At 71.7% G+C, this 21,711-nt stretch carries 17 protein-coding genes; 11 read left to right on the forward strand and 6 right to left on the reverse strand.

From position 1 onward, the window contains the following. Window positions 1-173 precede the first annotated feature (173 nt). The 4 genes from ACIF80_RS08295 (at window position 174) to aroQ (ending at window position 5,686) form a co-directional block, all read left to right on the forward strand. A complete protein-coding gene (locus tag ACIF80_RS08295) occupies window positions 174-2,183 on the forward strand; it encodes a TerD family protein (RefSeq protein ID WP_399800900.1) in 2,010 nt (669 codons plus the stop codon). Window positions 2,184-2,513: 330 nt separating this feature from the next. Beyond that, window positions 2,514-3,518 carry a TerC/Alx family metal homeostasis membrane protein gene (locus ACIF80_RS08300; RefSeq protein WP_399800902.1) on the forward strand — a complete coding sequence of 335 codons (1,005 nt, stop codon included), beginning with the start codon at window positions 2,514-2,516 and terminating at the stop codon, window positions 3,516-3,518. A 368-nt stretch (window positions 3,519-3,886) separates the two neighbouring features. Continuing rightward, complete coding sequence (locus ACIF80_RS08305; RefSeq protein ID WP_399800905.1) at window positions 3,887-4,999, forward strand: calcium:proton antiporter; 1,113 nt, start codon at window positions 3,887-3,889, stop codon at window positions 4,997-4,999. Window positions 5,000-5,212: 213 nt separating this feature from the next. Then, a complete protein-coding gene (gene aroQ, locus ACIF80_RS08310) occupies window positions 5,213-5,686 on the forward strand; it encodes a type II 3-dehydroquinate dehydratase (RefSeq protein ID WP_399800908.1) in 474 nt (157 codons plus the stop codon). Between the two features lie 77 nt (window positions 5,687-5,763). Here the strand turns inward: aroQ and ACIF80_RS08315 are convergent, their stop codons facing one another. Further along, entirely contained in the window at window positions 5,764-6,420 is a 657-nt protein-coding gene (locus tag ACIF80_RS08315; protein ID WP_399800910.1) for an MBL fold metallo-hydrolase, read from the reverse strand. Between the two features lie 10 nt (window positions 6,421-6,430). Then, on the reverse strand, window positions 6,431-7,120 hold the full coding sequence (locus ACIF80_RS08320) for a maleylpyruvate isomerase family mycothiol-dependent enzyme (protein WP_399800913.1): 690 nt from the start codon (window positions 7,118-7,120) through the stop codon (window positions 6,431-6,433). A 222-nt stretch (window positions 7,121-7,342) separates the two neighbouring features. On the opposite strand from ACIF80_RS08320, the gene uvrA reads away from it, so the two are divergent. Continuing rightward, the gene (gene uvrA / locus ACIF80_RS08325; protein ID WP_399800916.1) at window positions 7,343-10,309 is read left to right on the forward strand and encodes an excinuclease ABC subunit UvrA; all 2,967 of its coding nucleotides are present in this window, start codon (window positions 7,343-7,345) and stop codon (window positions 10,307-10,309) included. 184 nt (window positions 10,310-10,493) lie between these two features. On the opposite strand, the gene ACIF80_RS08330 is transcribed toward uvrA, so the two are convergent. Together ACIF80_RS08330 and ACIF80_RS08335 are read right to left on the reverse strand one after the other, a co-directional pair. Next, the gene (locus ACIF80_RS08330) at window positions 10,494-11,402 is read right to left on the reverse strand and encodes a carbohydrate kinase (RefSeq protein WP_399800919.1); all 909 of its coding nucleotides are present in this window, start codon (window positions 11,400-11,402) and stop codon (window positions 10,494-10,496) included. Window positions 11,403-11,518: 116 nt separating this feature from the next. Further along, window positions 11,519-12,571: a LacI family DNA-binding transcriptional regulator gene (locus tag ACIF80_RS08335; protein ID WP_399800922.1), complete on the reverse strand. Its 1,053-nt coding sequence runs from the start codon at window positions 12,569-12,571 to the stop codon at window positions 11,519-11,521. Window positions 12,572-12,795: 224 nt separating this feature from the next. Between ACIF80_RS08335 and ACIF80_RS08340 the strand changes: the two genes are divergently transcribed. Next, window positions 12,796-13,215 (forward strand): Rieske (2Fe-2S) protein, encoded by a 420-nt coding sequence (locus tag ACIF80_RS08340; RefSeq protein ID WP_399800924.1) that lies wholly within the window; start codon window positions 12,796-12,798, stop codon window positions 13,213-13,215. Window positions 13,216-13,321: 106 nt separating this feature from the next. On the opposite strand, the gene ACIF80_RS08345 is transcribed toward ACIF80_RS08340, so the two are convergent. Then, complete coding sequence (locus ACIF80_RS08345; RefSeq protein WP_399800927.1) at window positions 13,322-14,266, reverse strand: hypothetical protein; 945 nt, start codon at window positions 14,264-14,266, stop codon at window positions 13,322-13,324. Between the two features lie 314 nt (window positions 14,267-14,580). Next, the gene (locus tag ACIF80_RS08350) at window positions 14,581-14,754 is read right to left on the reverse strand and encodes a hypothetical protein (RefSeq protein ID WP_399800930.1); all 174 of its coding nucleotides are present in this window, start codon (window positions 14,752-14,754) and stop codon (window positions 14,581-14,583) included. Between the two features lie 175 nt (window positions 14,755-14,929). Here ACIF80_RS08350 and uvrC point away from each other — a divergent pair, with 175 nt between their 5' ends. The 5 genes from uvrC to gap all read left to right on the forward strand — a co-directional run bounded on the left by uvrC (window position 14,930) and on the right by gap (window position 21,682). Next, window positions 14,930-17,134, forward strand: coding sequence for an excinuclease ABC subunit UvrC (gene uvrC / locus ACIF80_RS08355; RefSeq protein WP_399800933.1), 2,205 nt, complete (start codon window positions 14,930-14,932; stop codon window positions 17,132-17,134). After that, window positions 17,131-18,171: an RNase adapter RapZ gene (gene rapZ / locus ACIF80_RS08360; protein ID WP_399800936.1), complete on the forward strand. Its 1,041-nt coding sequence runs from the start codon at window positions 17,131-17,133 to the stop codon at window positions 18,169-18,171. The genes uvrC and rapZ overlap by 4 nt, the downstream gene beginning before the upstream one ends. Continuing rightward, entirely contained in the window at window positions 18,168-19,235 is a 1,068-nt protein-coding gene (yvcK, locus tag ACIF80_RS08365; RefSeq protein WP_399800938.1) for a uridine diphosphate-N-acetylglucosamine-binding protein YvcK, read from the forward strand. The genes rapZ and yvcK overlap by 4 nt, the downstream gene beginning before the upstream one ends. Next, on the forward strand, window positions 19,226-20,215 hold the full coding sequence (gene whiA / locus ACIF80_RS08370) for a DNA-binding protein WhiA (RefSeq protein ID WP_399800940.1): 990 nt from the start codon (window positions 19,226-19,228) through the stop codon (window positions 20,213-20,215). The genes yvcK and whiA overlap by 10 nt, the downstream gene beginning before the upstream one ends. 459 nt (window positions 20,216-20,674) lie before the next feature. Then, window positions 20,675-21,682: a type I glyceraldehyde-3-phosphate dehydrogenase gene (gap, locus tag ACIF80_RS08375; protein WP_399800942.1), complete on the forward strand. Its 1,008-nt coding sequence runs from the start codon at window positions 20,675-20,677 to the stop codon at window positions 21,680-21,682. Window positions 21,683-21,711: the final 29 nt, after the last annotated feature.

Consider the following 21,711-nt stretch of genomic DNA (forward strand, 5'->3'; position numbering starts at 1 on the left):
GCACCCGGCCGAGCACCCGCGGCCCCCGAACGCCGGCCGGACCCGTCGGGGCCGGTGAGCGGTGCCCGGACCATCACAGGTGACGCAGCGAGCGGCACGTCACCAGCGGCACGTCACGCACGACGGAACACGAGCGGCACACGCGAAGCACGCGACACAGGGGGACGAGGGCGATGACGGCTGAGCTGGTGCGGGGACAGAACCACCCCCTCTCCCAGTCCCGTCTCGAGATCCGGGTCTCGGCCGGCACACCGGTCGTGACCGTGGCCGCGCTCGGCGACGAGGACGGCAGGATCCACGGGATGGAGTGGGTGGCCCACCCGGGCGCACCCACCCGGCCCGGCCTGGAGGTGTCGCGGCAGGCCGCGGCCGACCACCGGCTCGCGGTGGACCTGGACGCCCTGGCCGACGCGGTCCACCGCGTCGGCGTGCTGCTCGCCCTGCCCGCCCTCGCCGGCGGCCGGGGCCCCACCCGCTTCGGCGCCGTCGCCGCACCCTTCGTCGCGGTCACCGGGCTGGACGGCACCGAAGTGGCCAGCTACACCATCACCGGCCTGGAAGCCGAGACGGCCGTCATCGCCCTGGAGCTCTACCGGCGCCAGGGAGCCTGGAAGGTGCGCGCGGTCGGCCAGGGGTACGCCGGCGGCCTGGCCGAACTTCTCACCGACCAGGCACTGCCCCAGGCACAGCAGCTCGCGGGCAGCATCGAGGAAGCGGTCACCACGGGTCTCGCCCGCTCCGTGCAGGCGCCCCCGCCCCGCCCCTCCGACGGCGACCGTTCACGCCGGACGGCCACCCCGGCCCACCACCCCGACCAGAGCACCGGCACCGCACCTCAGGGTGTTCCCGGCCCCGTGCCGCCCGCGTACGACGGCCGGCCGGCCGGATCGCCGGGCCAGGGCGGCCCGCAGCCGGCGTACCCCGGGGGAGCCGCGGATCCGTCCGCGGCGACGGCCGGCGGCCCGATCGACTACAGCCACCCCCGCCGGCAGAGCGCCGCCCCGCCGCCGCCCCCACCGACCGCGCCCCCGGCGCCGCCGGGACAGCCCGCGCAGCCCGTCGCGGGCGACGCGACCGGCTGGTCCATGGAGGAGCGGCTCTACAACCAGGTCTGGGGCATGTTCGAGGACCTGGCCCGCACCACCGCCGCCTACCGCAGCGCCGTCGACTTCGCCGAGTCCCGCATGGACAAGGAGCTGGAGCAGGTCCTGTCCGACCCGCGCAGCCGGATCGGCGGCCAGGCCGACGCGGCGCGCGCGGCGGCCGGGGCCCGGCAGGCCGAGCTCGTCGACCGGGCGAGGGAGGCCCTCGACCGTGACCTCGCCCAGCTCGTCGCCGAGGCCGAGGTCGTCGAACCCGCCCTGCCCCCGGCGTACGCCCGCTGGGACAGCCCCGTCTGGCACGCCTACCGGGTGCCGATGGAGATTCCCATGGCGCTGCGCCTGGGTGACCTCCGGCTGCCCGAGGCCGACCGGATACGCATCCCCATGCTGCTCCGGCTGCCGCTGGAGCGCGGCCTGTGGATCGACAGCGGCCGCACCGACGCCCTGGACGAGTCGTTCACCGATGCCCACGACATGCGGCGCCTCGCCATGGAGACGGCGGTGACCCACGCGGCACGCCTGCTCGCCGTCTACCCGGCGGGAGAGTTCACCGTGCACGTCGTCGACCCGGCCGGGTCGGGCGCGCAGTCGCTGGCACCGCTGACGCGGAGCGGTGTGCTGGCGGCCCCGCCCGCCCGGGGCGCCGCGGGCGTCGCGGATGTCCTGGGCCGGCTCACCCAGCGGGTCGACCTGGTGCAGATGGCGCTGCGCGGCGGAGCCGCCGACTCCCTGCCACCCGGCTTCGACCCCTCCCAGCAGCTGCTGGTCGTCAACGACTTCCCGCACGGTTTCGACGACCGAGCCGTGAACCAGCTGCGTTACCTCGCCGACGAGGGCCCGTCCGTCGGCGTCCACCTGATGATGGTCGCCGACCGCGAGGAGTCCGCCGGGTACGGCCCGCTGCTGGACCCCCTGTGGCGTTCCCTGCTGCGGCTGACCCCGGTGGCCGACAGTCATCTGGCCGACCCGTGGGTCGGCCACGCCTGGACGTATGAGCCACCCCTCGTACCCCCGGGCAGCCAGGTCCTCCAGCAGGTGCTCACCCGGGTCGCCGAGGCCCGCCGGACATGGCGCCCCTGACCGGGAATCCGTGACCGTGCGTCCGTAAACGCGGCGCCGGCGTCCCATCTCCTGGACCATGCCCTCGTACGACCGCCCTCCACCTGCCGCTTTGGGATTTCTTTTACCTCGCTCTTTACCAAACCTTGGTGATGGGGGTAAAGTTTTGAACACGGAGGGGAGTACTCCCCGTCTGTGCGGCGACCCCGTCAATACGGATCAGGCCTGGTCCCGGGGCGTCGGCCCATAGGTTTGTCCTGGCGCTGGCAAGCGCTGACAGACCTGGGTGGAAGAGACCTCCGGCAGCGACGACGCTGACATTTTCCGTGAGACGTATCTGCCGGAGGCGCAGTGGATGTTTCCTCGACCCTTTGGGTCCTGACTGTCGTGGGCCTCGCCGCCCTCATCTCGATCGACTTCTTCATCGGCCGCAAGCCGCACGACGTTTCCGTCAAGGAAGCCGGGATCTGGACCATCGTCTGGATCGTCCTGGCCGTGCTCTTCGGGATCGGCCTGCTGATCTTCGGCGGGGGACAACCCGCGGGAGAGTTCTTCGCCGGCTACATCACCGAGAAGTCGCTGAGCGTCGACAACCTGTTCGTCTTCGTCCTGATCATGGCGAAGTTCGCGGTGCCGACGCAGTACCAGCAGCGGGTGCTTCTCGTCGGTGTGCTCATCGCCCTGGTGCTGCGGACGATCTTCATCGCCGCGGGCGCCGCGATCATCGCCAGCTTCTCGTGGGTCTTCTACATCTTCGGCGCCTTCCTGATCTACACGGCCTGGAAGCTCATCCAGGAGGCCCGCGCCGACGAGGAGGACGAGGAGTTCGAGGAGAACAAGCTCCTCAAGGCCGCCGAGCGCAGGTTCGGCGTGGCCGACCGGTACCACGGGACCAAGCTGTGGATCGAGCAGAACGGCAAGCGGGTCATGACCCCGATGCTGGTCGTGATGCTCGCCATCGGCACCACGGACGTGCTCTTCGCGCTCGACTCGATCCCCGCGATCTTCGGTCTGACCCAGGACCCGTACATCGTGTTCACCGCGAACGCGTTCGCCCTCATGGGTCTGCGCCAGCTGTACTTCCTCATCGGCGGTCTGCTGCGGAAGCTGGTCCACCTGTCCTACGGCCTGTCGATCATTCTCGGCTTCATCGGCGTGAAGCTGGTGCTGCACGCACTGCACGAGTCCGGGGTCCATGTTCCGGAGATCAGCATCCCGGTGTCGCTGGGCGTGATCTGCGGCGTCCTCGTCGTCACCACGATCACCAGCCTCAGGGCCTCCAAGAAGCAGGCCCTGAAGGACCAGGCCGAGGCGGGCCGGGGCGAGGGCACCGCCAAGGACAGCATCGACGTCTGACCCGTCCGTCCGGAAACGGACAGACCATCCCGGGAGCGGGGCGCGACACGGAGTCGCGCACCGCTCCCGGCATCTGCCTGTCTCGTGCCGGACGATCACACCCAACCGGCAAAAGAGCGGCCGCTCACGCTCACCGCCGTCCGCCAAGGGCCGTCCCTGCGGCCAGCAGAGGAGATCATGCGCGACCACGACAACCTCGGAACGACAGGGAGCACGCGAGGGACCGGAGCCGCCGGACAGCGGCGGGACCGCTCGCACGAACCGATATCTGGTGATGGTGTGGATGTGAAAGTGATCAGTACGACAGGCGGGTCCACAGAGCGTCGAGTGGCCGAAGGCCGGGGTTCCTTCACGTCTGAGAGCCGCGCATGATCGGTTGGTTCAGAACGATCGGCGAGCGGTGGACGCACCTGGTGCCCGTGCTCGCAGTGGTTCTCCTGGCTCTGACCTGGGGGACCAAACTGTCCGGCGCGGTCATCGCCGTGGCGGTCGTGGTGCTGGCGGCAGCCGTGCTGGCCGCGGTGCACCATGCGGAGGTGGTGGCCCACCGGGTCGGTGAGCCCTTCGGCTCACTGGTCCTCGCGGTCGCCGTCACGATCATCGAGGTCGCGCTGATCGTCACCCTGATGATCGACGGCGGGCCCGATACCGCGTCCCTGGCCAGGGACACCGTTTTCGCAGCCGTGATGATCACCTGCAACGGCATCCTCGGCGTGAGTCTCCTGGTCGGCTCGCTGCGGCACGGCACGGCCACCTTCAATCCGGAAGGCGCCGGCGCGGCGCTCGCCACGGTGGCCACGCTGGCGGGCCTCACCCTGGTACTGCCGACGTTCACCACCAGCAAGCCCGGCCCGGAGTTCTCCGGGGTGCAGCTCACCTTCGCCGCGGTCACCTCGCTGATCCTCTACGGCTTGTTCGTCGCGACGCAGACCGTCCGGCACCGTGACTACTTCCTGCCCGTGGTCAAGCCCGGCAAGCCCAAGCCGGTCGTGGAACCGGAGGACGAGCACGCGGACGCGCCCTCCACCCGCACCGCCATGATCAGCCTCGGACTGCTCGGCCTGGCCCTGGTCGGAGTGGTCGGTCTGGCCAAAGGCGTCTCGCCCGCCATCGAGTCCGGTGTCAAGTCGGCCGGGCTGCCCCACGCCGTCGTCGGTGTGATCATCGCATTGCTGGTCCTGCTGCCCGAGACCATCGCCGCGGTGCGCGCGGCGCAGCGCAACCGGGTGCAGACCAGTGTGAATCTCGCCCTCGGCTCCGCGATGGCCAGCATCGGCCTGACCATCCCCGCGGTCGCGATAGCCTCCCTCTGGCTCTCCGGCCCGCTCGTCCTGGGCCTCGGCAACACCCATATGGTGCTGCTCACCCTGACCGTGGTGGTCGGCGCCCTGACCGTTCGCCCCGGCCGGGCCACACCGCTCCAGGGCGGGGTGCACCTGGTGATCCTCGCGGCCTATCTCGAACTGGCGATCAACCCGTAGGGCCTATTTCGGAAACCGCCTCCGGGCGGGGGCGTGTCCGGCGCAGACCCACGCTCCGGCGCACCCCCACCCGGAGGCGGTTCCATGGACGCACCGGCCCCGGGGCAGCCGCCCGCGGGACCGTGATAGACCGGTCCGAGCGGCGTCCCGGTGACGGCCGCCGCGGCCCGCGTCATTCTCTTTGCGACCTTGTCCGAACGGACCGGAGGAACTGTGCACCGCAGCCTGGCCGATGCCCCGATCATGATTCTCAACGGCCCCAATCTGAACCTGCTCGGGCAGCGTCAGCCGGAGATCTACGGCTCCGAGACGCTCGCCGACGTGGAGACGCTGTGCGCCGGGGCGGCAGGCGCACACGGAGGCACGGTGGACCTGCGGCAGTCCAATCACGAGGGCGAGCTGGTGGACTGGATCCACGAGGCGAGGCTGAACCACTGCGGCATCGTGATCAACCCCGGTGCCTACTCGCACACCTCCGTCGCCATCCTGGACGCCCTCAACACCTGCGACGGCCTGCCCGTGGTGGAGGTCCACATCTCCAACATCCACCGTCGGGAGTCCTTCCGGCACCACTCCTACGTCTCGCTGCGGGCCGACGGGGTCATCGCGGGATGCGGGGTGCAGGGGTACGTGTTCGCGGTGGAGCGGATCGCGGCGCTGGCCGGCCCCGGACGGGCACGGGCGTAGGCCCCGCCCCCTGGAATCCGCCGCGGAGGACGGGGCTCACCCGGGCCGGCGCCCGTGCCGGGACACCAGGCCGCCGCTCACCAGCCCCGCGCGCGCCATCCGGGGAGCTGCGGGCGCTCCGCGCCCAGCGTGGTGTCGTCGCCGTGCCCGGGGTAGACCCAGGTCTCGTCGGGGAGCACGTCGAAGATCTTCGTCTCGACGTCGTGGATCAGGGCGGCGAACGCCTCCGGGTCCTTGTGGGTGTTGCCCACACCGCCCGGGAACAGGCAGTCCCCGGTGAACACGTGGGGATGCCCGTGCGGATCGTCGTAGACGAGGGCGATCGAGCCGGGTGTGTGGCCGACGAGATGGCGCGCGGTGAGTTCCACCCGTCCCACCCGGATCGTGTCACCGTCGTCGACCAGGACGTCCGTCGGCACCGGGATGCCCTCGGCGTCCTCCCGGCCCGCGTGGGTGCGGGCACCGGTGGCCGCCACCACCTGGGCGAGCGCCTGCCAGTGGTCGCCGTGCCGGTGCGTGGTGACGACGGACGCGATGCCGTCGTCACCGATCGTGCCCAGCAGGGCGTCCGCGTCGTTGGCCGCGTCGATCAGCAACTGCTCGTCGGTGGCCCGGCAGCGCAGCAGATAGGCGTTGTTGCCCATGGGCCCGACGGCGACCTTGGTGATCATCAGGTCCTTGAGTTCGTGCACGTCGGCCGGTCCGCCGACCGTCACACGCCCGCTGTACGTCATGACGGCCAGCCTATAGCGGGGGGAGGGCGGGCAGGGTGCCGGACGTCACCGTCAGCCCCGAGCCGTCACGGCGTCCGGCGAGCCAGCCGAGCAGTTCGGCGGCCGGACCCTCGACCGCGACCGGGCCGCCCCGCGCACCGCCGCCCGTGGTCCAGGTCCGGCCGTCGGCGCTGGCCAGCCGCGTCGTAGGCACGTCCTGGTGACCCCCGAACCGCGCCGCCAGGAAGTCGATCTCCCGCTCGGTGAACTCCGCCGGGAGATCCTCCAGGTCGTAGCCGATACCGAGGTCCACGTGGTGCAGTTCCACCTCGACCCAGCGCCGGAAGGGCAACCGCTCCGCCCGGTCGGTGATCCCGTTGCGCAGCTCCACCGTGCGCGACCAGTCCGCCGGAACCGCGCCCGCCTCCTGGAAGCGGGCCGCGCTCTCCCGTACGTCGGCGAGCTGGACGTCGAGGGGGCGCGGGGCGTCCCGCTCGATGTCGGCCTCCCGGGCGGCGCCGGAGACGTACATCGGACGCCCCTCCAGGACGTTCACCAGGGCGTCCGCGTTGCGCGCGAGGTGAGCCAGGACGTGTCCACGGGTCCAGGCCGGAAGCCGTGACGTCTGCGTCACAGTGGCGTTGTCCAGTGCGGCGACCGCGCTGAGCAGCCGTTCGGTCGCGTCGTGTACAGACACCAGGTCATGAGCGTGATCCATCATGGCGCCGACCCTAGCCCCGTCACCCCTTCGGGTGAAGGCGGCGAAGGAAGGCCGTGAATCGAATGCACGTGCTATAAGCTCGTGCGCGGCGTCGGGCATGCTGGAGAGCCGGGGATTGTTGTCAACCCGTGAATCCGACCGGCGTTGTCAGTGGCTCGCCCTAGTGTGAGAAGACACGGGGGCCCCGCCCCTGTCACTTCTCTCAGAAAGGTGCGGACCCGCGTGGCCGACCGTCTCATCGTCCGTGGAGCGCGCGAGCACAACCTCAAGAATGTCTCGCTCGACCTCCCGCGCGACTCGCTCATCGTCTTCACGGGCCTGTCGGGGTCGGGCAAGTCCTCGCTGGCCTTCGACACGATCTTCGCCGAGGGACAGCGGCGCTACGTGGAGTCGCTCTCCTCGTACGCCCGGCAGTTCCTCGGCCAGATGGACAAGCCGGACGTCGACTTCATCGAGGGACTGTCCCCGGCCGTCTCCATCGACCAGAAGTCGACCTCGCGCAACCCGCGCTCCACCGTCGGCACCATCACCGAGGTCTACGACTACCTGCGGCTGCTCTTCGCGCGCATCGGCAAGCCGCACTGCCCCCAGTGCTCCCGGCCCATCTCGCGCCAGTCGCCGCAGGCCATCGTCGACCGGGTGCTGGAGCTGCCGGAGGGCAGCCGCTTCCAGGTGCTGTCGCCGCTGGTACGGGAGCGCAAGGGCGAGTTCGTCGACCTCTTCGCCGACCTCCAGACCAAGGGCTACTCCCGCGCGAGGGTGGACGGCGAGACCGTCCAGCTCGCCACCCCGCCCACGCTGAAGAAGCAGGAGAAGCACACCGTCGAGGTGGTCGTCGACCGCCTCACCGTGAAGGAAAGCGCCAAGCGCCGCCTCACCGACTCCGTCGAGACCGCGCTCGGCCTGTCCGGCGGCATGGTCGTGCTCGACTTCGTCGACCTCCCCGAGGACGACCCCGAGCGCGAGCGCATGTTCTCCGAGCACCTGTACTGCCCGTACGACGACCTGTCCTTCGAGGAGCTGGAGCCCCGCTCCTTCTCCTTCAACTCGCCCTTCGGCGCCTGCCCCGAATGCTCCGGCATCGGCACGCGCATGGAGGTCGACCCGGAGCTGATCGTCCCCGACCCGGACAAGAGTCTCGACGAGGGTGCCATCCACCCCTGGTCGCACGGCCAGACCAAGGACTACTTCGCCCGGCTGATCGGAGCCCTCGCCGACGCGCTGGGCTTCCGCACGGACATCCCCTTCGCCGGCCTGCCGCAGCGCGCCAAGAAGGCCCTGCTCCACGGCCACAAGACCCAGGTCGAGGTCCGCTACCGCAACCGGTACGGACGCGAGCGCCGGTACACGACGGCCTTCGAGGGCGCCCTCCCCTTCGTCAAGCGCCGGCACAGCGAGGCCGAGACCGATGCCAGCCGCGAGCGCTTCGAGGGCTACATGCGCGAGGTCGCCTGCCCCTCCTGCGAAGGCACCCGCCTCAAGCCGATCGTTCTCGCCGTCACGGTCATGGGGAAGTCGATCGCCGAGGTCTCGGCCATGTCGATCAGCGAGTGCGCGGACTTCCTGGGCGCGATGAAGCTCTCCGCCCGCGACAAGAAGATCGCCGAGCGCGTGCTGAAGGAGGTCAACGAGCGGCTGCGGTTCCTGGTCGACGTCGGCCTCGACTACCTCTCGCTGAACCGCGCGGCGGGCACCCTCTCCGGCGGCGAGGCCCAGCGCATCCGCCTGGCCACCCAGATCGGCTCCGGTCTCGTCGGCGTCCTCTACGTCCTCGACGAGCCGTCCATCGGCCTGCACCAGCGCGACAACCACCGGCTGATCGAGACCCTGGTCAGGCTCCGCGACATGGGCAACACGCTCATCGTCGTCGAGCACGACGAGGACACCATCAAGGTCGCCGACTGGATCGTCGACATCGGCCCGGGCGCCGGTGAGCACGGCGGCAAGGTCGTGCACAGCGGAGCCCTCAAGGAGCTGCTCGAGAACACCGAGTCGCAGACCGGCCAGTACCTGTCCGGCCGGAAGGCCATCCCGCTGCCGGAGATCCGCCGCCCGTTCGACCCGTCGCGTCTCCTCACGGTGCACGGCGCCCGTGAGAACAACCTGCGGGACATCGAGGTGTCCTTCCCTCTCGGCGTGTTCACCGCGGTCACCGGCGTCTCCGGCTCCGGCAAGTCCACGCTGGTCAACGACATCCTGTACACCCACCTGGCCCGCGAGCTGAACGGCGCCCGCAGCGTCCCCGGCCGGCACACACGCGTGGACGGCGACGACCTGGTCGACAAGGTCGTGCACGTCGACCAGTCGCCCATCGGCCGCACCCCGCGCTCCAACCCGGCGACGTACACCGGCGTCTTCGACCACGTCCGCAAGCTGTTCGCCGAGACGGCCGAGGCGAAGGTCCGCGGCTACCTGCCCGGCCGCTTCTCCTTCAACGTCAAGGGCGGCCGCTGCGAGAACTGCGCGGGCGACGGCACCATCAAGATCGAGATGAACTTCCTCCCGGACGTGTACGTCCCGTGCGAGGTCTGCCACGGCGCCCGCTACAACCGGGAGACCCTGGAGGTCCACTACAAGGGCAAGTCCGTCGCCGACGTCCTGAACATGCCGATCGAGGAGGCCATGCACTTCTTCGAGGCCGTCCCGGCGATCTCCCGTCACATGAAGACGCTCCACGACGTCGGTCTCGGGTACGTCCGGCTCGGCCAGGCGGCCACCACCCTGTCGGGCGGCGAGGCCCAGCGGGTGAAGCTCGCGAGCGAGCTGCAGCGGCGCTCCACCGGCCGCACGGTCTACGTCCTGGACGAGCCGACCACCGGACTGCACTTCGAGGACATCAGCAAGCTGCTGACCGTCCTGTCCGGCCTGGTCGACAAGGGCAACACGGTCATCGTCATCGAGCACAACCTCGACGTGATCAAGACCGCCGACTGGGTCGTCGACATGGGCCCCGAGGGCGGTTCCGGTGGCGGCCTGGTCGTCGCGGAGGGCACGCCCGAGCAGGTGGCCGCGGTCTCGACCAGCCACACCGGCAAGTTCCTGCGCGACGTCCTCGGCGCGGACCGGATCAGCGACGCCGCCCCGATGCGGGCCCCGCGCAAGGCGGCGGCGAAGAAGGCCCCGGCGAAGAAGACGGCCGCCAAGACCGCCGCCGCCAAGGCCACCGGGAAGGGGACGGCCAAGGCCTGATCCGCGCCCCCGGCACGAACGACCCGGCGGGCCCGGGCCCGGACCCGGATCCGTCCGGTCGGACAGTGCGAAGGCGGTGGACGAGCCGTGCCCCGCGGGAGAACCCCGCGGGGCACGGCTCGAAGGCTTTACGGCACTTGCGGTGCTTGCGGCCCGTCCGGCGGATCACGCCTCGGACAGGGGCTCAGCCGTCCAGTTCGTGGGCGTACGGAGGCTCGGCGCCCGCGCGTGAGCAGGTGATCGCCGCCGCGCGCGCCGCGAAGCCGAGCAGCTCCCGCCAGCCGTCCGCGCCCAGCGCGGCAGCCCCCCGCCCGCTGAGCGCGCCCCGGGCCGCCAGGCCGTGCAGCAGTGCCGCGTTGACGGTGTCGCCCGCGCCGATCGTGTCCACCACCTCGACCCGCTCACCCGGCACGGAGTACTCGCCGCCCTCCCGGGTGAACACGGTCAGCCCGTCACCGCCCCGGGTGACCACGACCGCCGCCGGACCGGCCGCCAGCCACCGCGCGGGCGTGCCGCCGAGCCACCGGGCGTCCTCCTCGGACAGCTTCAGCAGCGACACCGAGGGCAGCCAGCTCAGGAACCGGGCCCGGTAGGCGTCGGGGTCCGGGATCAGCCCCGGCCGGATGTTGGGATCCAGCGCGGTGAACACACCGCGCGCGTGGGCGGTGCGCATCAGCTCCTCGTACGCGGTCGCCCCCGGCTCCAGCACGAGGGAGCAGGTGCCGAAGGACACCGCGCGGGTGCCGGCCGGCAGAGCGTCCGGCACCGTGAACAGCCGGTCCGCCGTCCCCTCCACGTAGAAGGAGTAGACCGCCGAGCCGTCCGCCGCGACCGTGGCGACGGCGAGCGTCGTCGGCTCGTCACCGCGCTGCACCGGCGACACCACCACGCCGGTCTCCCGCAGCCGGTCCAGCAGCGCCTCGCCGAAGGCGTCGCGGGACACCCGGGAGCAGAAGGCGACGGGGGAGCCGAGACGGCCCAGCGCCACCGCCGTGTTGTAGGGGCCGCCACCGAGCGCCGGCGTCAGCGCCGCGAGCGCACCCGCGCCCTGCGGTACCAGGTCGATCAGTGCCTCACCGGCTACGACGATCACGAGGGGCCCCTTTCACGGGTTGTCGGGGTGCCGGGTCGCCGGCTTGTCGGGTTGCTGGGTTGTCGGCCACTGGATCCGCCGTGGTGGGTCTGCTGTGTGCGCCGAGGCCATAGGGGCTACGGGGACTGCGCAGGCCGCTCAGGGGGGTCCCGGGGGTCCGGACAGCCGCAGGACGTGCGGTGCACGAAGGCGCAGGAGAGCCGTTCGGTCCGCGCGGGCCGGTCCGGTGCAGCGAGCCGGTCCAGGAGCACCTGGACGGCACGGGCGCCGATGTCCCTGCCGGGCTGGGCGATCGCGGTGAGCCGGGGGGAGAACAGGTCCGCCCAGGCGAAGTCGTCGAAGCAGCACAGCGCGATGTCCCCGGGCACGGAGAGCCCGTGGGCGCGCAGGGCGCGCAGCGCGCCGAGCGTCATGGCGTTGTTCCCGGTGACCAGCGCGGTCGGGGGAGCGCCGAGGGAGAGCAGGTCACCGGTGGCCCGTTCGGCGCCGGCCGACTCGGAGTCGCCGTGCGCCAGGAGCCGTGCGTCGAACGGCAGCCCCGCACCGGCGAGGCCGTGCCGGTACCCGGCGATCCGCTCGGCGGTGGTGCTGAACCCGGGCCGCCCCGCGACCAGGGCGATCCGGCGGTGGCCGAGCCCGGCGAGGTGCGTGACCAGCCGGACCGTCGGTTCCGTGTTCTCGGCGCAGACCTGGTCGAAGGGCGGGCCGTCCTCCCCGGAGCTCTCGACCACCCGGTCGAGGAGGACGGCCGGTACGCGATGGCGCCCGAGGTAGGCGAGCAGCGCGCGCGGCTGGGAGGACGGCGCGACGATCACGCCCTCCACCCGCCGCTCGTGCAGCAGCTGCACGACCTTGCGCTCGTGCTCGGGGTCGTCGTGCGGATCGGCGATGAGCAGGCTGTAGCCGTACTCCAGGGCGGCCGCCTCGACGCCCTGGAGGATCTCGGTGAAGTACGGGTTGCTGATCGCCGACACCGCGAGCCCGATCGAGCGGGTCCGGGAGGTCACCAGTGAGCGGGCCAGTGTGTTCGGGGTGTAGCCGAGCTCCTCGACGGCGTCCAGGACCGCCTGGCGGGTGTGCGGGAGGACCGGCCGTGTGCCGTTCAGGACGTGCGAGACGGTCGCGACCGAGACCCCGGCGCACCGCGCCACGTCCGTCATGGTCGCCATCGCCCACTCCCTTCGCGTACCGGCCGACGCGGGTGCCCGCCGCGGCTCCGTGACGGGGAAGCTATCCCATCCGGCGGCAGACGTAAACGTTTGCGCAAGCGTTTACGCACTCTCGTGCGGGCCATGTCCCGTCCCGCCGTCCTCACCCGCTCCCCGCCCGGCGGCCGGAGGGACCGCCCCCGGTAAGGTCGCCCCGTACCGCCGTCCGACCAGTGGAGATCCCGATGTCCGGCCGATCCGCCGCGAGCCGCCGCACCGTTCTGAGAGGCATGGCCCTCACTCCTGTGGCCGGACTCGGCCTCACCGCCTGCGGGGGAGGCGAGGAGCGGCCCTCGCAGTTGGCCGGGCCCGTCGAACTCGGCGCGGAGAGCGAGGTCGCCCGGGGGAGCAGCAAGCTGTACTGGGACCACAACGTCGTCGTCAGCCGGGGCGACGACGGCTCCTTCACGGCGTACAGCACCCTCTGCACGCACGCGAGCTGTCCCATCAACCAGCTGAAGGGGACGAAGCTGATCTGCCCGTGCCACGGGAGCGAGTTCGACGCCACCACCGGCAAGGTGCTGCGCGAGCCGGCGGTGGCACCGCTGACCCCGCTCTCCGTCGAGGTCCGGAACGGCACGATCGTCGCGAAGCCGCAGACCTGAGCCGCGGACCTGAGCCGCGGACCTGAGCCGCGGACCCGGGCGCAGACCTGAGCCGCGGACCCGGGCCGCAGGGCTGAGGCTCGGCCCCGAGCCTCGGCCCCGAGCCTCAGCCCCAGTCCCAGCCGATCCCCACGTACCCCGAGCGCACGCGCGGCTCGACCAGGTGCACCGAGCGGTGCAGAGCGCTGACCGCCAGCTCCTGACGGCCACCGCGCGGTGCCGCCGCGGAGTGCTGGGTGAACCGGTGGCAGCGCGCCGGGAGCGCCCCGGCGTCGAAGCACACCTGGAGCGCGTACTGGCCGCCGGGGGAGTCCGTCCCGTGCAGGTACTCGCGCGAGACGCCGGCCGTGCCGTCCTCGACGGCGTACCGGAACAGGAACGTGTCACCGGCCCGCAACCGCGTGTCGAAGAGCAGCTCGGCCGCGAGCACACCGGTGTCCTGCTGCCAGCGGACGCGGCCGGTGCGGCAGTTCTCCAGGGAGTGCACGGTCATCCGGGCCGGCGCGGAACCGGGGTCGCCGTGGTGGACGGCCACGAAGCGGTCGATGCCGTCCCGGTGTGCGCGCACGATGTGGTGGGACTCACGTTCCGCCAGCTCCCGGTGCGCCCCGATCCGGACCCGCTCGTGGTGCCCCAGGGTCTGCAGCCCGCTGTCCCGCGGGGCGTCGAGCTCGGCCAGCAGCCCCGCCAGGACGCCCGAGGCCTCGACCAGCGAGCGGTAGGAACGGCCCGAGGGGCGGCCGTCCGGCGTCTGCTCGTCGGACTCGGCGAGCAGACGGATCAGCGACTCCTCCGGCAACTCCAGAATCTCCTCCAGTGCCCGTACGGCCCGCAGCGACTCCGCGCGCTGCGGGCGGCGGGCGCCCTGCTGCCAGTAGCTGAGGCTGGTGACACCCACCTTCACGCCGTGGCGCGACAGATGGTGCTGCACCCGTTGCAGGGGCAGGCCGCGGGCGGCTATCGCGGCCCGCAGGGCGACATGGAAGGGGCCGCCGCGCAGGGCCGAGTCCAGTTTCGCGGTGGTGTCCGTGTGCGGTGTGGCGTGCGGCATGCAGGGGCCTTTCTCTGAATGTCCACAACGGCTGGTCAGGCCGTTCGCTCGGCGCACCCCGGGACCCTCCCCCGCCGGCGCGGACGGGTCTTCACATCCGTACGCCGCCGTTCAGGGCCCCGAGTTCCCCCGCATTGAAGCGTGTTGACCAATTCCCGACAACACCTGACGCCCAACAAGCGGACACCGCGCGTGCGCGCCGCGCGTGCGCACGCGCGGCGCGCACGCGTCAGGGGCCGTGCCGGCCTTCGGGCCGGCACGGCCCCTGACGTCCTGCTGCGAAAGGCTTCCCTGGTGACTTCCCTGCGACTCTCCTACGACCGGCCTGCCGCGTCCTGGCCGCTCCTCGGACGCGACCCCAGGCGCTTGGCGCGCACGATGTCGGGGTCGCGTGGGTCGAGGGAGTCGAGGAGGGCGGCCGTCTCGTCCGCGTACCGGCGGGCACGGGCGGCCGGCCGTCGTGATTTCTCGATCCGTGTCTGTCGCATTGTCCGACCAGCCCTCCGACTCGTGACCGCGTCCGCATTCTGCTGGCATCCCGCCCGAGGGGCCGGACCCCCCACATTCCCGCTTCCTACCAGTCATAACCCTTCCGGAGCGGTGCCCGGCCGGTGGCCGCACGCCCCCGCCGCTGTGTCGGTCCCCGCCAGTAGGGTGTGAGACATGGCCGACCCCTCCAGCTACCGCCCCAAACCGGGTGAGATCCCCGACTCGCCGGGGGTCTACCGGTTCCGCGACGAGCACCGCCGGGTGATCTACGTCGGAAAGGCGAAGAGTCTGCGCCAGCGCCTGGCGAACTACTTCCAGGACCTCGCCGGGCTCCACCCGCGCACCCGCACCATGGTCACCACGGCCGTCTCCGTGGAGTGGACGGTGGTGTCCACGGAGGTCGAGGCGCTCCAGCTGGAGTACTCCTGGATCAAGGAGTACGACCCCCGTTTCAACGTCAAGTACCGCGACGACAAGAGCTACCCGTACCTCGCGGTGACGATGAACGAGGAGTTCCCGCGCGTGCAGGTGATGCGCGGTCACAAGAAGAAGGGCGTCCGGTACTTCGGTCCGTACGGGCACGCGTGGGCGATCCGCGACACCGTGGACCTGCTGCTGCGGGTGTTCCCGGTGCGCACCTGCTCGGCCGGTGTCTTCAAGAACGCCGCCCGCACGGGCCGCCCCTGCCTGCTCGGCTACATCGGCAAGTGCTCGGCGCCCTGCGTGGACCGGATCTCCGCCGAGGAGCACCGCGAACTCGCGGAGGAGTTCTGCGACTTCATGGCGGGCCGCACCGGCGCCCATCTGCGTCGCCTGGAGCAGCGGATGACCGAGGCGGCCGAGGAGATGGAGTACGAGCGGGCCGCCCGCCTGCGGGACGACATCGGGGCGCTGAAGAAGGCGATGGAGAAGAGCGCGGTGGTCCTCACCGACGCCACCGACGCCGACCTGATCGCGGTCGCCGAGGACGAGCTGGAGGCGGCCGTCCAGATCTTCCACGTGCGCGGCGGACGCGTGCGCGGCCAGCGGGGCTGGGTCACCGACAAGGTGGAGGAGATCACCACCGGCGCCCTCGTGGAGCACGCCCTGCAGCAGCTGTACGGCGAGGAGACCGGCGACGCCGTCCCGAAGGAGGTCCTGGTCCCCGCGCTGCCCGACCCGGTGGAGCCCGTCCAGGAGTGGCTCACCGGGCGGCGCGGCTCGGGCGTCTCCCTGCGGGTCCCGCAGCGCGGGGACAAGCGGGCCCTGATGGAGACCGTGGAGCGCAACGCCCAGCAGGCCCTCGTCCTGCACAAGACCAAGCGCGCCTCCGACCTGACCACACGCTCGCGCGCGCTGGAGGAGATCGCCGACGCCCTCGGCCTGGACAGCGCCCCGCTGCGGATCGAGTGCTACGACGTCTCGCACCTCCAGGGCGACGACGTCGTGGCCTCCATGGTCGTCTTCGAGGACGGGCTGGCCCGCAAGAGCGAGTACCGCCGTTTCCAGATCAAGAGCTTCGCCGGCCAGGACGACGTCCGGTCCATGCACGAGGTGATCACCCGGCGCTTCCGGCGCTACCTCGCCGACAAGGAACGGACCGGCGAGTGGAGCGACGCCGAGGAGCCCGGGGCCGGGGCCGGCGGTGGGATGGCCGGGACGGCCGGCGTGGACGGGACCCCGGGCCCGGACCGGACCGCCGGCGCCGGGAGTGTCCCCGGCCCGGACGGGACCGCCGGCGACCCCGCCGTACCCTCCGCGAGCACGCTCACCGAGGACGACGGCCGTCCCAAGCGCTTCGCGTACCCGCCCCAGCTGGTGGTCGTCGACGGCGGCGCCCCCCAGGTGGCGGCGGCCCGCCGCGCCCTGGACGAGCTCGGCATCGACGACATCGCGGTGTGCGGCCTCGCCAAGCGGCTGGAGGAGGTGTGGCTGCCGGACGACGACGATCCGGTGGTGCTGCCCCGCACCAGCGAGGGCCTCTATCTGCTCCAGCGCGTCCGGGACGAGGCGCACCGCTTCGCCATCAGCTATCAGCGCGTCAAGCGGGCCAAACGCTTCCGGTCCGGTCCGCTGGACGACGTGCCCGGCCTCGGCGAGACCCGCAAGCAGGCACTGATCAAGCACTTCGGCTCGGTGAAGAAACTGCGGGCGGCCACCGTCGAACAGATCTGCGACGTGCCCGGCATAGGCCGCAAGACGGCCGAGGCGATCACCGCGGCCCTCGCCGGAGCGGTCCCCGCCGGTCCCGCCGTGAACACGGCGACGGGCGAGATCATGGATGACATGGTTGATATGGATGGCATGGACGACGTGGAAGAACCCGGGAAGTCCGGGGGTTCTCCCGGGGAGCCCGTGTCCACGGGCGCCCCGGACGACCGACGGGGGCTGGAGAGATGACCGAGCACGAGACACACCAGGACACCGGCCAGGGAGCGGACCGGGACACGGGCACGGACGCGGTCCGGAGCACCGGCCGGGACGCAGGTCCCGGGACACGGCAGGACGACGGCGACGGAACAGGTGACGGAGCACAGGTGAGTACGGGCAAGGAAACGGCCGGGGCCCCCGAGGCGGCGATCCCCGAGCTGGTGATCATCTCCGGCATGTCCGGGGCGGGTCGCTCCACGGCCGCGAAGTGTCTGGAGGACCTGGGCTGGTTCGTCGTCGACAACCTCCCGCCCGCGCTGATCCCCACCATGGTGGAGCTCGGCGCCCGCTCCCAGGGCAACGTGGCCCGGATCGCGGTCGTCGTCGACGTCCGCGGCCGGCGCTTCTTCGACAACCTCCGCGAATCCCTCGCCGACCTCGACACCCGGGGCGTCACCCGGCGGATCGTCTTCCTGGAGTCCTCCGAGGAAGCCCTGGTGCGCCGCTTCGAGTCGGTGCGCCGCCCGCACCCCCTCCAGGGCGACGGCCGCATCGTCGACGGCATCGCCGCCGAGCGCGAACTGCTGCGCGAACTGCGCGGCGACGCCGACCTGGTGATAGACACCTCCAGCCTCAACGTGCACGAGCTGCGCGCCAAGATGGACGCCCAGTTCGCCGGCGACGAGGAGCCCGAACTGCGGGCCACCGTGATGTCCTTCGGCTTCAAGTACGGCCTCCCGGTCGACGCCGACCTGGTCGTGGACATGCGGTTCCTGCCCAATCCGCACTGGGTCCCGGAACTGCGCCCGTTCACCGGCCGCAACGAGGAGGTGGCGGCGTACGTCCTCAACCAGCCCGGCGCCAAGGAGTTCCTCGACCGGTACACCGAGCTGCTGCGGCTGATCGCCGCGGGCTACCGCCGTGAGGGCAAGCGCTATGTGACCATCGCCGTCGGCTGCACCGGCGGCAAGCACCGCTCGGTAGCCATGTCGGAGAAGCTCGCCGCCCGCCTCGCCGCGGAGGGCGTGGAGACGGTGGTCGTCCACCGGGACATGGGACGGGAATGACCGCGCGTACTCCGCGGCTGCACCGGCTGCGCCGGGCGATGCCCGAAGGGCGCGCCGGACGGCGGACCGAGGCCCGCGGCGCCAAACCGCGACGCCGGGGCGCCCAGCCCAAGGTGGTCGCCCTCGGCGGCGGCATGGGGCTGTCCGCCTCGCTCGCCGCGCTGCGCCGGATCACCGGCGACCTCACCGCCGTCGTCACCGTGGCCGACGACGGCGGCTCCAGCGGGCGGCTCCGCGACGAACTGGGCGTACTGCCGCCCGGCGATCTGCGCAAGGCGCTGGCCGCGCTGTGCGGCGACGACGAATGGGGCCAGACCTGGGCCCGGGTCATCCAGCACCGCTTCCAGTCCAAGGGGGACCTGCACGAGCACGCGGTCGGCAACCTGCTGATCGTCGCTCTGTGGGAGCAGCTCGGCGACCACGTCCAGGCCCTGGACCTGGTGGGCCGGCTGCTCGGCGCGCACGGGCGGGTGCTGCCCATGTCCGCCGTACCGCTGGAGCTCCAGGCCCTGGTCAAGGGCCACGACCCGGAGCGCCCGGACGCCGTGGACACCGTCCGCGGGCAGGCGACCGTCGCCCTCACCCCCGGCGAGGTGCAGTCCGTGCACCTCGTGCCGAACGACCCGCCCGCCGTCCCCGAGGCGGTCGAGGCGGTCCTGGACGCCGACTGGGTGGTACTCGGCCCCGGCTCCTGGTTCTCCTCGGTCATCCCGCACCTCCTGGTGCCGGAACTGCTGGACGCGCTCGTCCGGACCAAGGCGCGCCGGGTGCTCTCCCTGAACCTCGCCCCGCAGCCCGGAGAAACCGAGGGCTTCTCCCCGCAGCGTCATGTGGAGGTTTTGGGACGACACGCCCCTAAACTCGCCCTGGACGTGGTGCTGGCCGACGAGGCCGCCGTGCCCGACCGCGACTTGCTGACCGACGCCGCCAAGCGGCTCGGCGCCGCGGTCGAGCTGGCGCCGGTGGCCCGGCCCGACGGAAGCCCCCGGCACGACCCGGAGCTGCTGGCCGCCGCGTACGACCGTATTTTTCGGATGCATGGAAGGATCGGCCCATGGCGATGACGGCAGCGGTGAAGGACGAGGTCTCCCGGCTCCCCGTCACGCGGACCTGCTGCAGAAAGGCGGAGGTCTCCGCCATTCTGCGGTTCGCCGGCGGCCTCCACCTGGTGAGCGGACGCATTGTGATCGAGGCGGAGCTGGACACGGCGATGGCCGCCCGCCGCCTCAAGCGGGACATCATGGAGATCTTCGGACACAGTTCCGAACTGATCGTGATGGCACCGGGCGGGCTGCGCCGCGGCTCGCGCTACGTCGTCCGGGTGGTCGCGGGCGGCGACCAGCTGGCCCGTCAGACCGGCCTGGTGGACGGACGGGGCCGCCCGATCCGCGGTCTGCCCCCGCAGGTGGTCTCGGGGGCCACCTGCGACGCCGAGGCGGCCTGGCGCGGAGCGTTCCTGGCGCACGGCTCCCTCACCGAGCCGGGCCGCTCCTCCTCCCTCGAGGTGACCTGCCCCGGCCCGGAGGCCGCGCTCGCCCTGGTCGGTGCCGCCCGCCGCCTGTCCATCGCGGCCAAGGCCCGCGAGGTGCGCGGCGTGGACCGGGTCGTCGTCCGGGACGGCGACGCCATCGGCGCCCTGCTCACCCGGCTCGGCGCGCACGACTCGGTGCTGGCCTGGGAGGAACGCCGGATGCGCCGCGAGGTGCGCGCCACGGCGAACCGGCTGGCCAACTTCGACGACGCCAACCTGCGCCGCTCGGCCCGCGCGGCCGTCGCCGCCGGCGCCCGGGTGCAGCGTGCCCTGGAGATCCTCGCCGACGACGTTCCCGAGCACCTCGCCGCGGCCGGGCGGCTGCGCATGGAGCACAAGCAGGCCTCGCTGGAGGAACTGGGCGCGCTGGCCGACCCGCCGCTCACCAAGGACGCCGTGGCCGGCCGGATCCGCCGGCTGCTCGCGATGGCCGACAAGCGCGCCGCCGACCTCGGCATCCCGGGCACGGAGGCCAACATCGGCGAGGAACTCGCCGACAACCTCGTCGGCTGACGCCCTCCCGTCCGGCGGGGGCGGCCTTGTCGGCCACTTGCCCCGGCCACTCGTCCCGTCCGGGACGAGTGGCCCGGACGGGACGCGCCGACCGCAGGCGCCCGCCGGCGAACCCCCACCGCCAAGACCTCCTGCGCCCCGCTCACCGATCGGCCGCAGCCGGCCGAAAGCCGGTCCGGTGAGAGGGCGGGCGGGCGGCTCCTCCGCGGACTCCGGCACGGTGACGGGACCCCGGGAAGGGCTTCCGTCCCCGGTCAAGTCGCCCTGCCGGACGGGCCGGACAAGGGCCCTCGGCCTGGGCGGTCCGTACCCTACTGGCTGGTAAGGGCCGGCCTGCCGGGTATGGCCCGACTCGATGTCACGGGCGTGGCCCCGGAGAGGTAGGGTCGGGGGTGGTCGGGGACATCCCATACAGCTCGCCGGCGACTTGTGCCGGCGCACCAACGAGGAGATCGGTTCGTGACGATCCGCGTAGGCATCAACGGGTTTGGCCGCATCGGCCGGAACTACTTCCGCGCATTGCTCGAGCAGGGCGCAGACATCGAGATCGTGGCCGTCAATGACCTGGGTGACACCGCGACCACTGCCCACCTGCTGAAGTACGACACCATTCTGGGCCGCCTCAAGCAGGAGGTCTCCCACACCGCCGACACGATCACGGTCGGCGACAAGACGGTCAAGGTGCTCTCCGAGCGCAACCCCGCCGACATCCCGTGGGGCGAGCTGGGCGTCGACATCGTCATCGAGTCGACCGGCATCTTCACCAAGAAGGCCGACGCCGGGAAGCACATCACCGGTGGCGCCAAGAAGGTCATCATCTCGGCTCCGGCCAAGGATGAGGACGTCACCATCGTCATGGGCGTCAACCAGGACAAGTACGACCCGGCGAACCACCACGTCATCTCCAACGCCTCCTGCACCACCAACTGTGTGGCGCCGATGGCGAAGGTGCTCGACGAGAACTTCGGCATCGTCAAGGGCCTGATGACGACGGTGCACGCGTACACGAACGACCAGCGCATCCTGGACTTCCCGCACAAGGACCTGCGCCGCGCCCGTGCCGCCGCCGAGAACATCATCCCGACGACGACCGGTGCCGCGAAGGCCACCGCCCTGGTGCTGCCGCAGCTCGAGGGCAAGCTGGACGGCATCGCGATGCGCGTCCCGGTCCCGACCGGCTCGGTCACCGACCTGGTCGTCGAGCTCGGCCGCGAGGTCACCAAGGAAGAGGTCAACGCCGCCTTCCAGAAGGCCGCCGAGGGTGAGCTCAAGGGTCTCCTCGAGTACACGGAGGACCCGATCGTCTCCTCCGACATCGTCAACGCCCCGGCGTCCTGCACGTTCGACTCGTCCCTGACCATGGTCCAGGACGGCAAGAGCGTGAAGATCATCGGCTGGTACGACAACGAGTGGGGCTACTCCAACCGCCTCGTCGACCTCACGGTCTTCGTCGGCAACCAGCTCTGATCGTGGAGCAGACCGCCTGATATGAGTGC

This window comes from Streptomyces sp. NPDC085927 (genome assembly GCF_044540975.1).
GTDB classification, from domain to species: Bacteria; Actinomycetota; Actinomycetes; order Streptomycetales; family Streptomycetaceae; genus Streptomyces; species Streptomyces hirsutus.

Excerpts from the sequence above, each read along its gene's own strand:
- ACIF80_RS08340 (WP_399800924.1), top strand. The coding sequence starts at position 12,796 with ATGTCCGGCCGATCCGCCGCGAGCCGCCGCACCGTTCTGAGAGGCATG.
- ACIF80_RS08295 (WP_399800900.1), top strand. The coding sequence starts at position 174 with ATGACGGCTGAGCTGGTGCGGGGACAGAACCACCCCCTCTCCCAGTCC.
- ACIF80_RS08335 (WP_399800922.1), bottom strand. The coding sequence starts at position 12,571 with ATGGCGACCATGACGGACGTGGCGCGGTGCGCCGGGGTCTCGGTCGCG.
- ACIF80_RS08350 (WP_399800930.1), bottom strand. The coding sequence starts at position 14,754 with ATGCGACAGACACGGATCGAGAAATCACGACGGCCGGCCGCCCGTGCC.
- rapZ (WP_399800936.1), top strand. The coding sequence starts at position 17,131 with ATGACCGAGCACGAGACACACCAGGACACCGGCCAGGGAGCGGACCGG.
- ACIF80_RS08320 (WP_399800913.1), bottom strand. The coding sequence starts at position 7,120 with ATGATGGATCACGCTCATGACCTGGTGTCTGTACACGACGCGACCGAA.
- ACIF80_RS08315 (WP_399800910.1), bottom strand. The coding sequence starts at position 6,420 with ATGACGTACAGCGGGCGTGTGACGGTCGGCGGACCGGCCGACGTGCAC.
- ACIF80_RS08305 (WP_399800905.1), top strand. The coding sequence starts at position 3,887 with ATGATCGGTTGGTTCAGAACGATCGGCGAGCGGTGGACGCACCTGGTG.
- ACIF80_RS08345 (WP_399800927.1), bottom strand. The coding sequence starts at position 14,266 with ATGCCGCACGCCACACCGCACACGGACACCACCGCGAAACTGGACTCG.
- uvrC (WP_399800933.1), top strand. The coding sequence starts at position 14,930 with ATGGCCGACCCCTCCAGCTACCGCCCCAAACCGGGTGAGATCCCCGAC.
- whiA (WP_399800940.1), top strand. The coding sequence starts at position 19,226 with ATGGCGATGACGGCAGCGGTGAAGGACGAGGTCTCCCGGCTCCCCGTC.
- yvcK (WP_399800938.1), top strand. The coding sequence starts at position 18,168 with ATGACCGCGCGTACTCCGCGGCTGCACCGGCTGCGCCGGGCGATGCCC.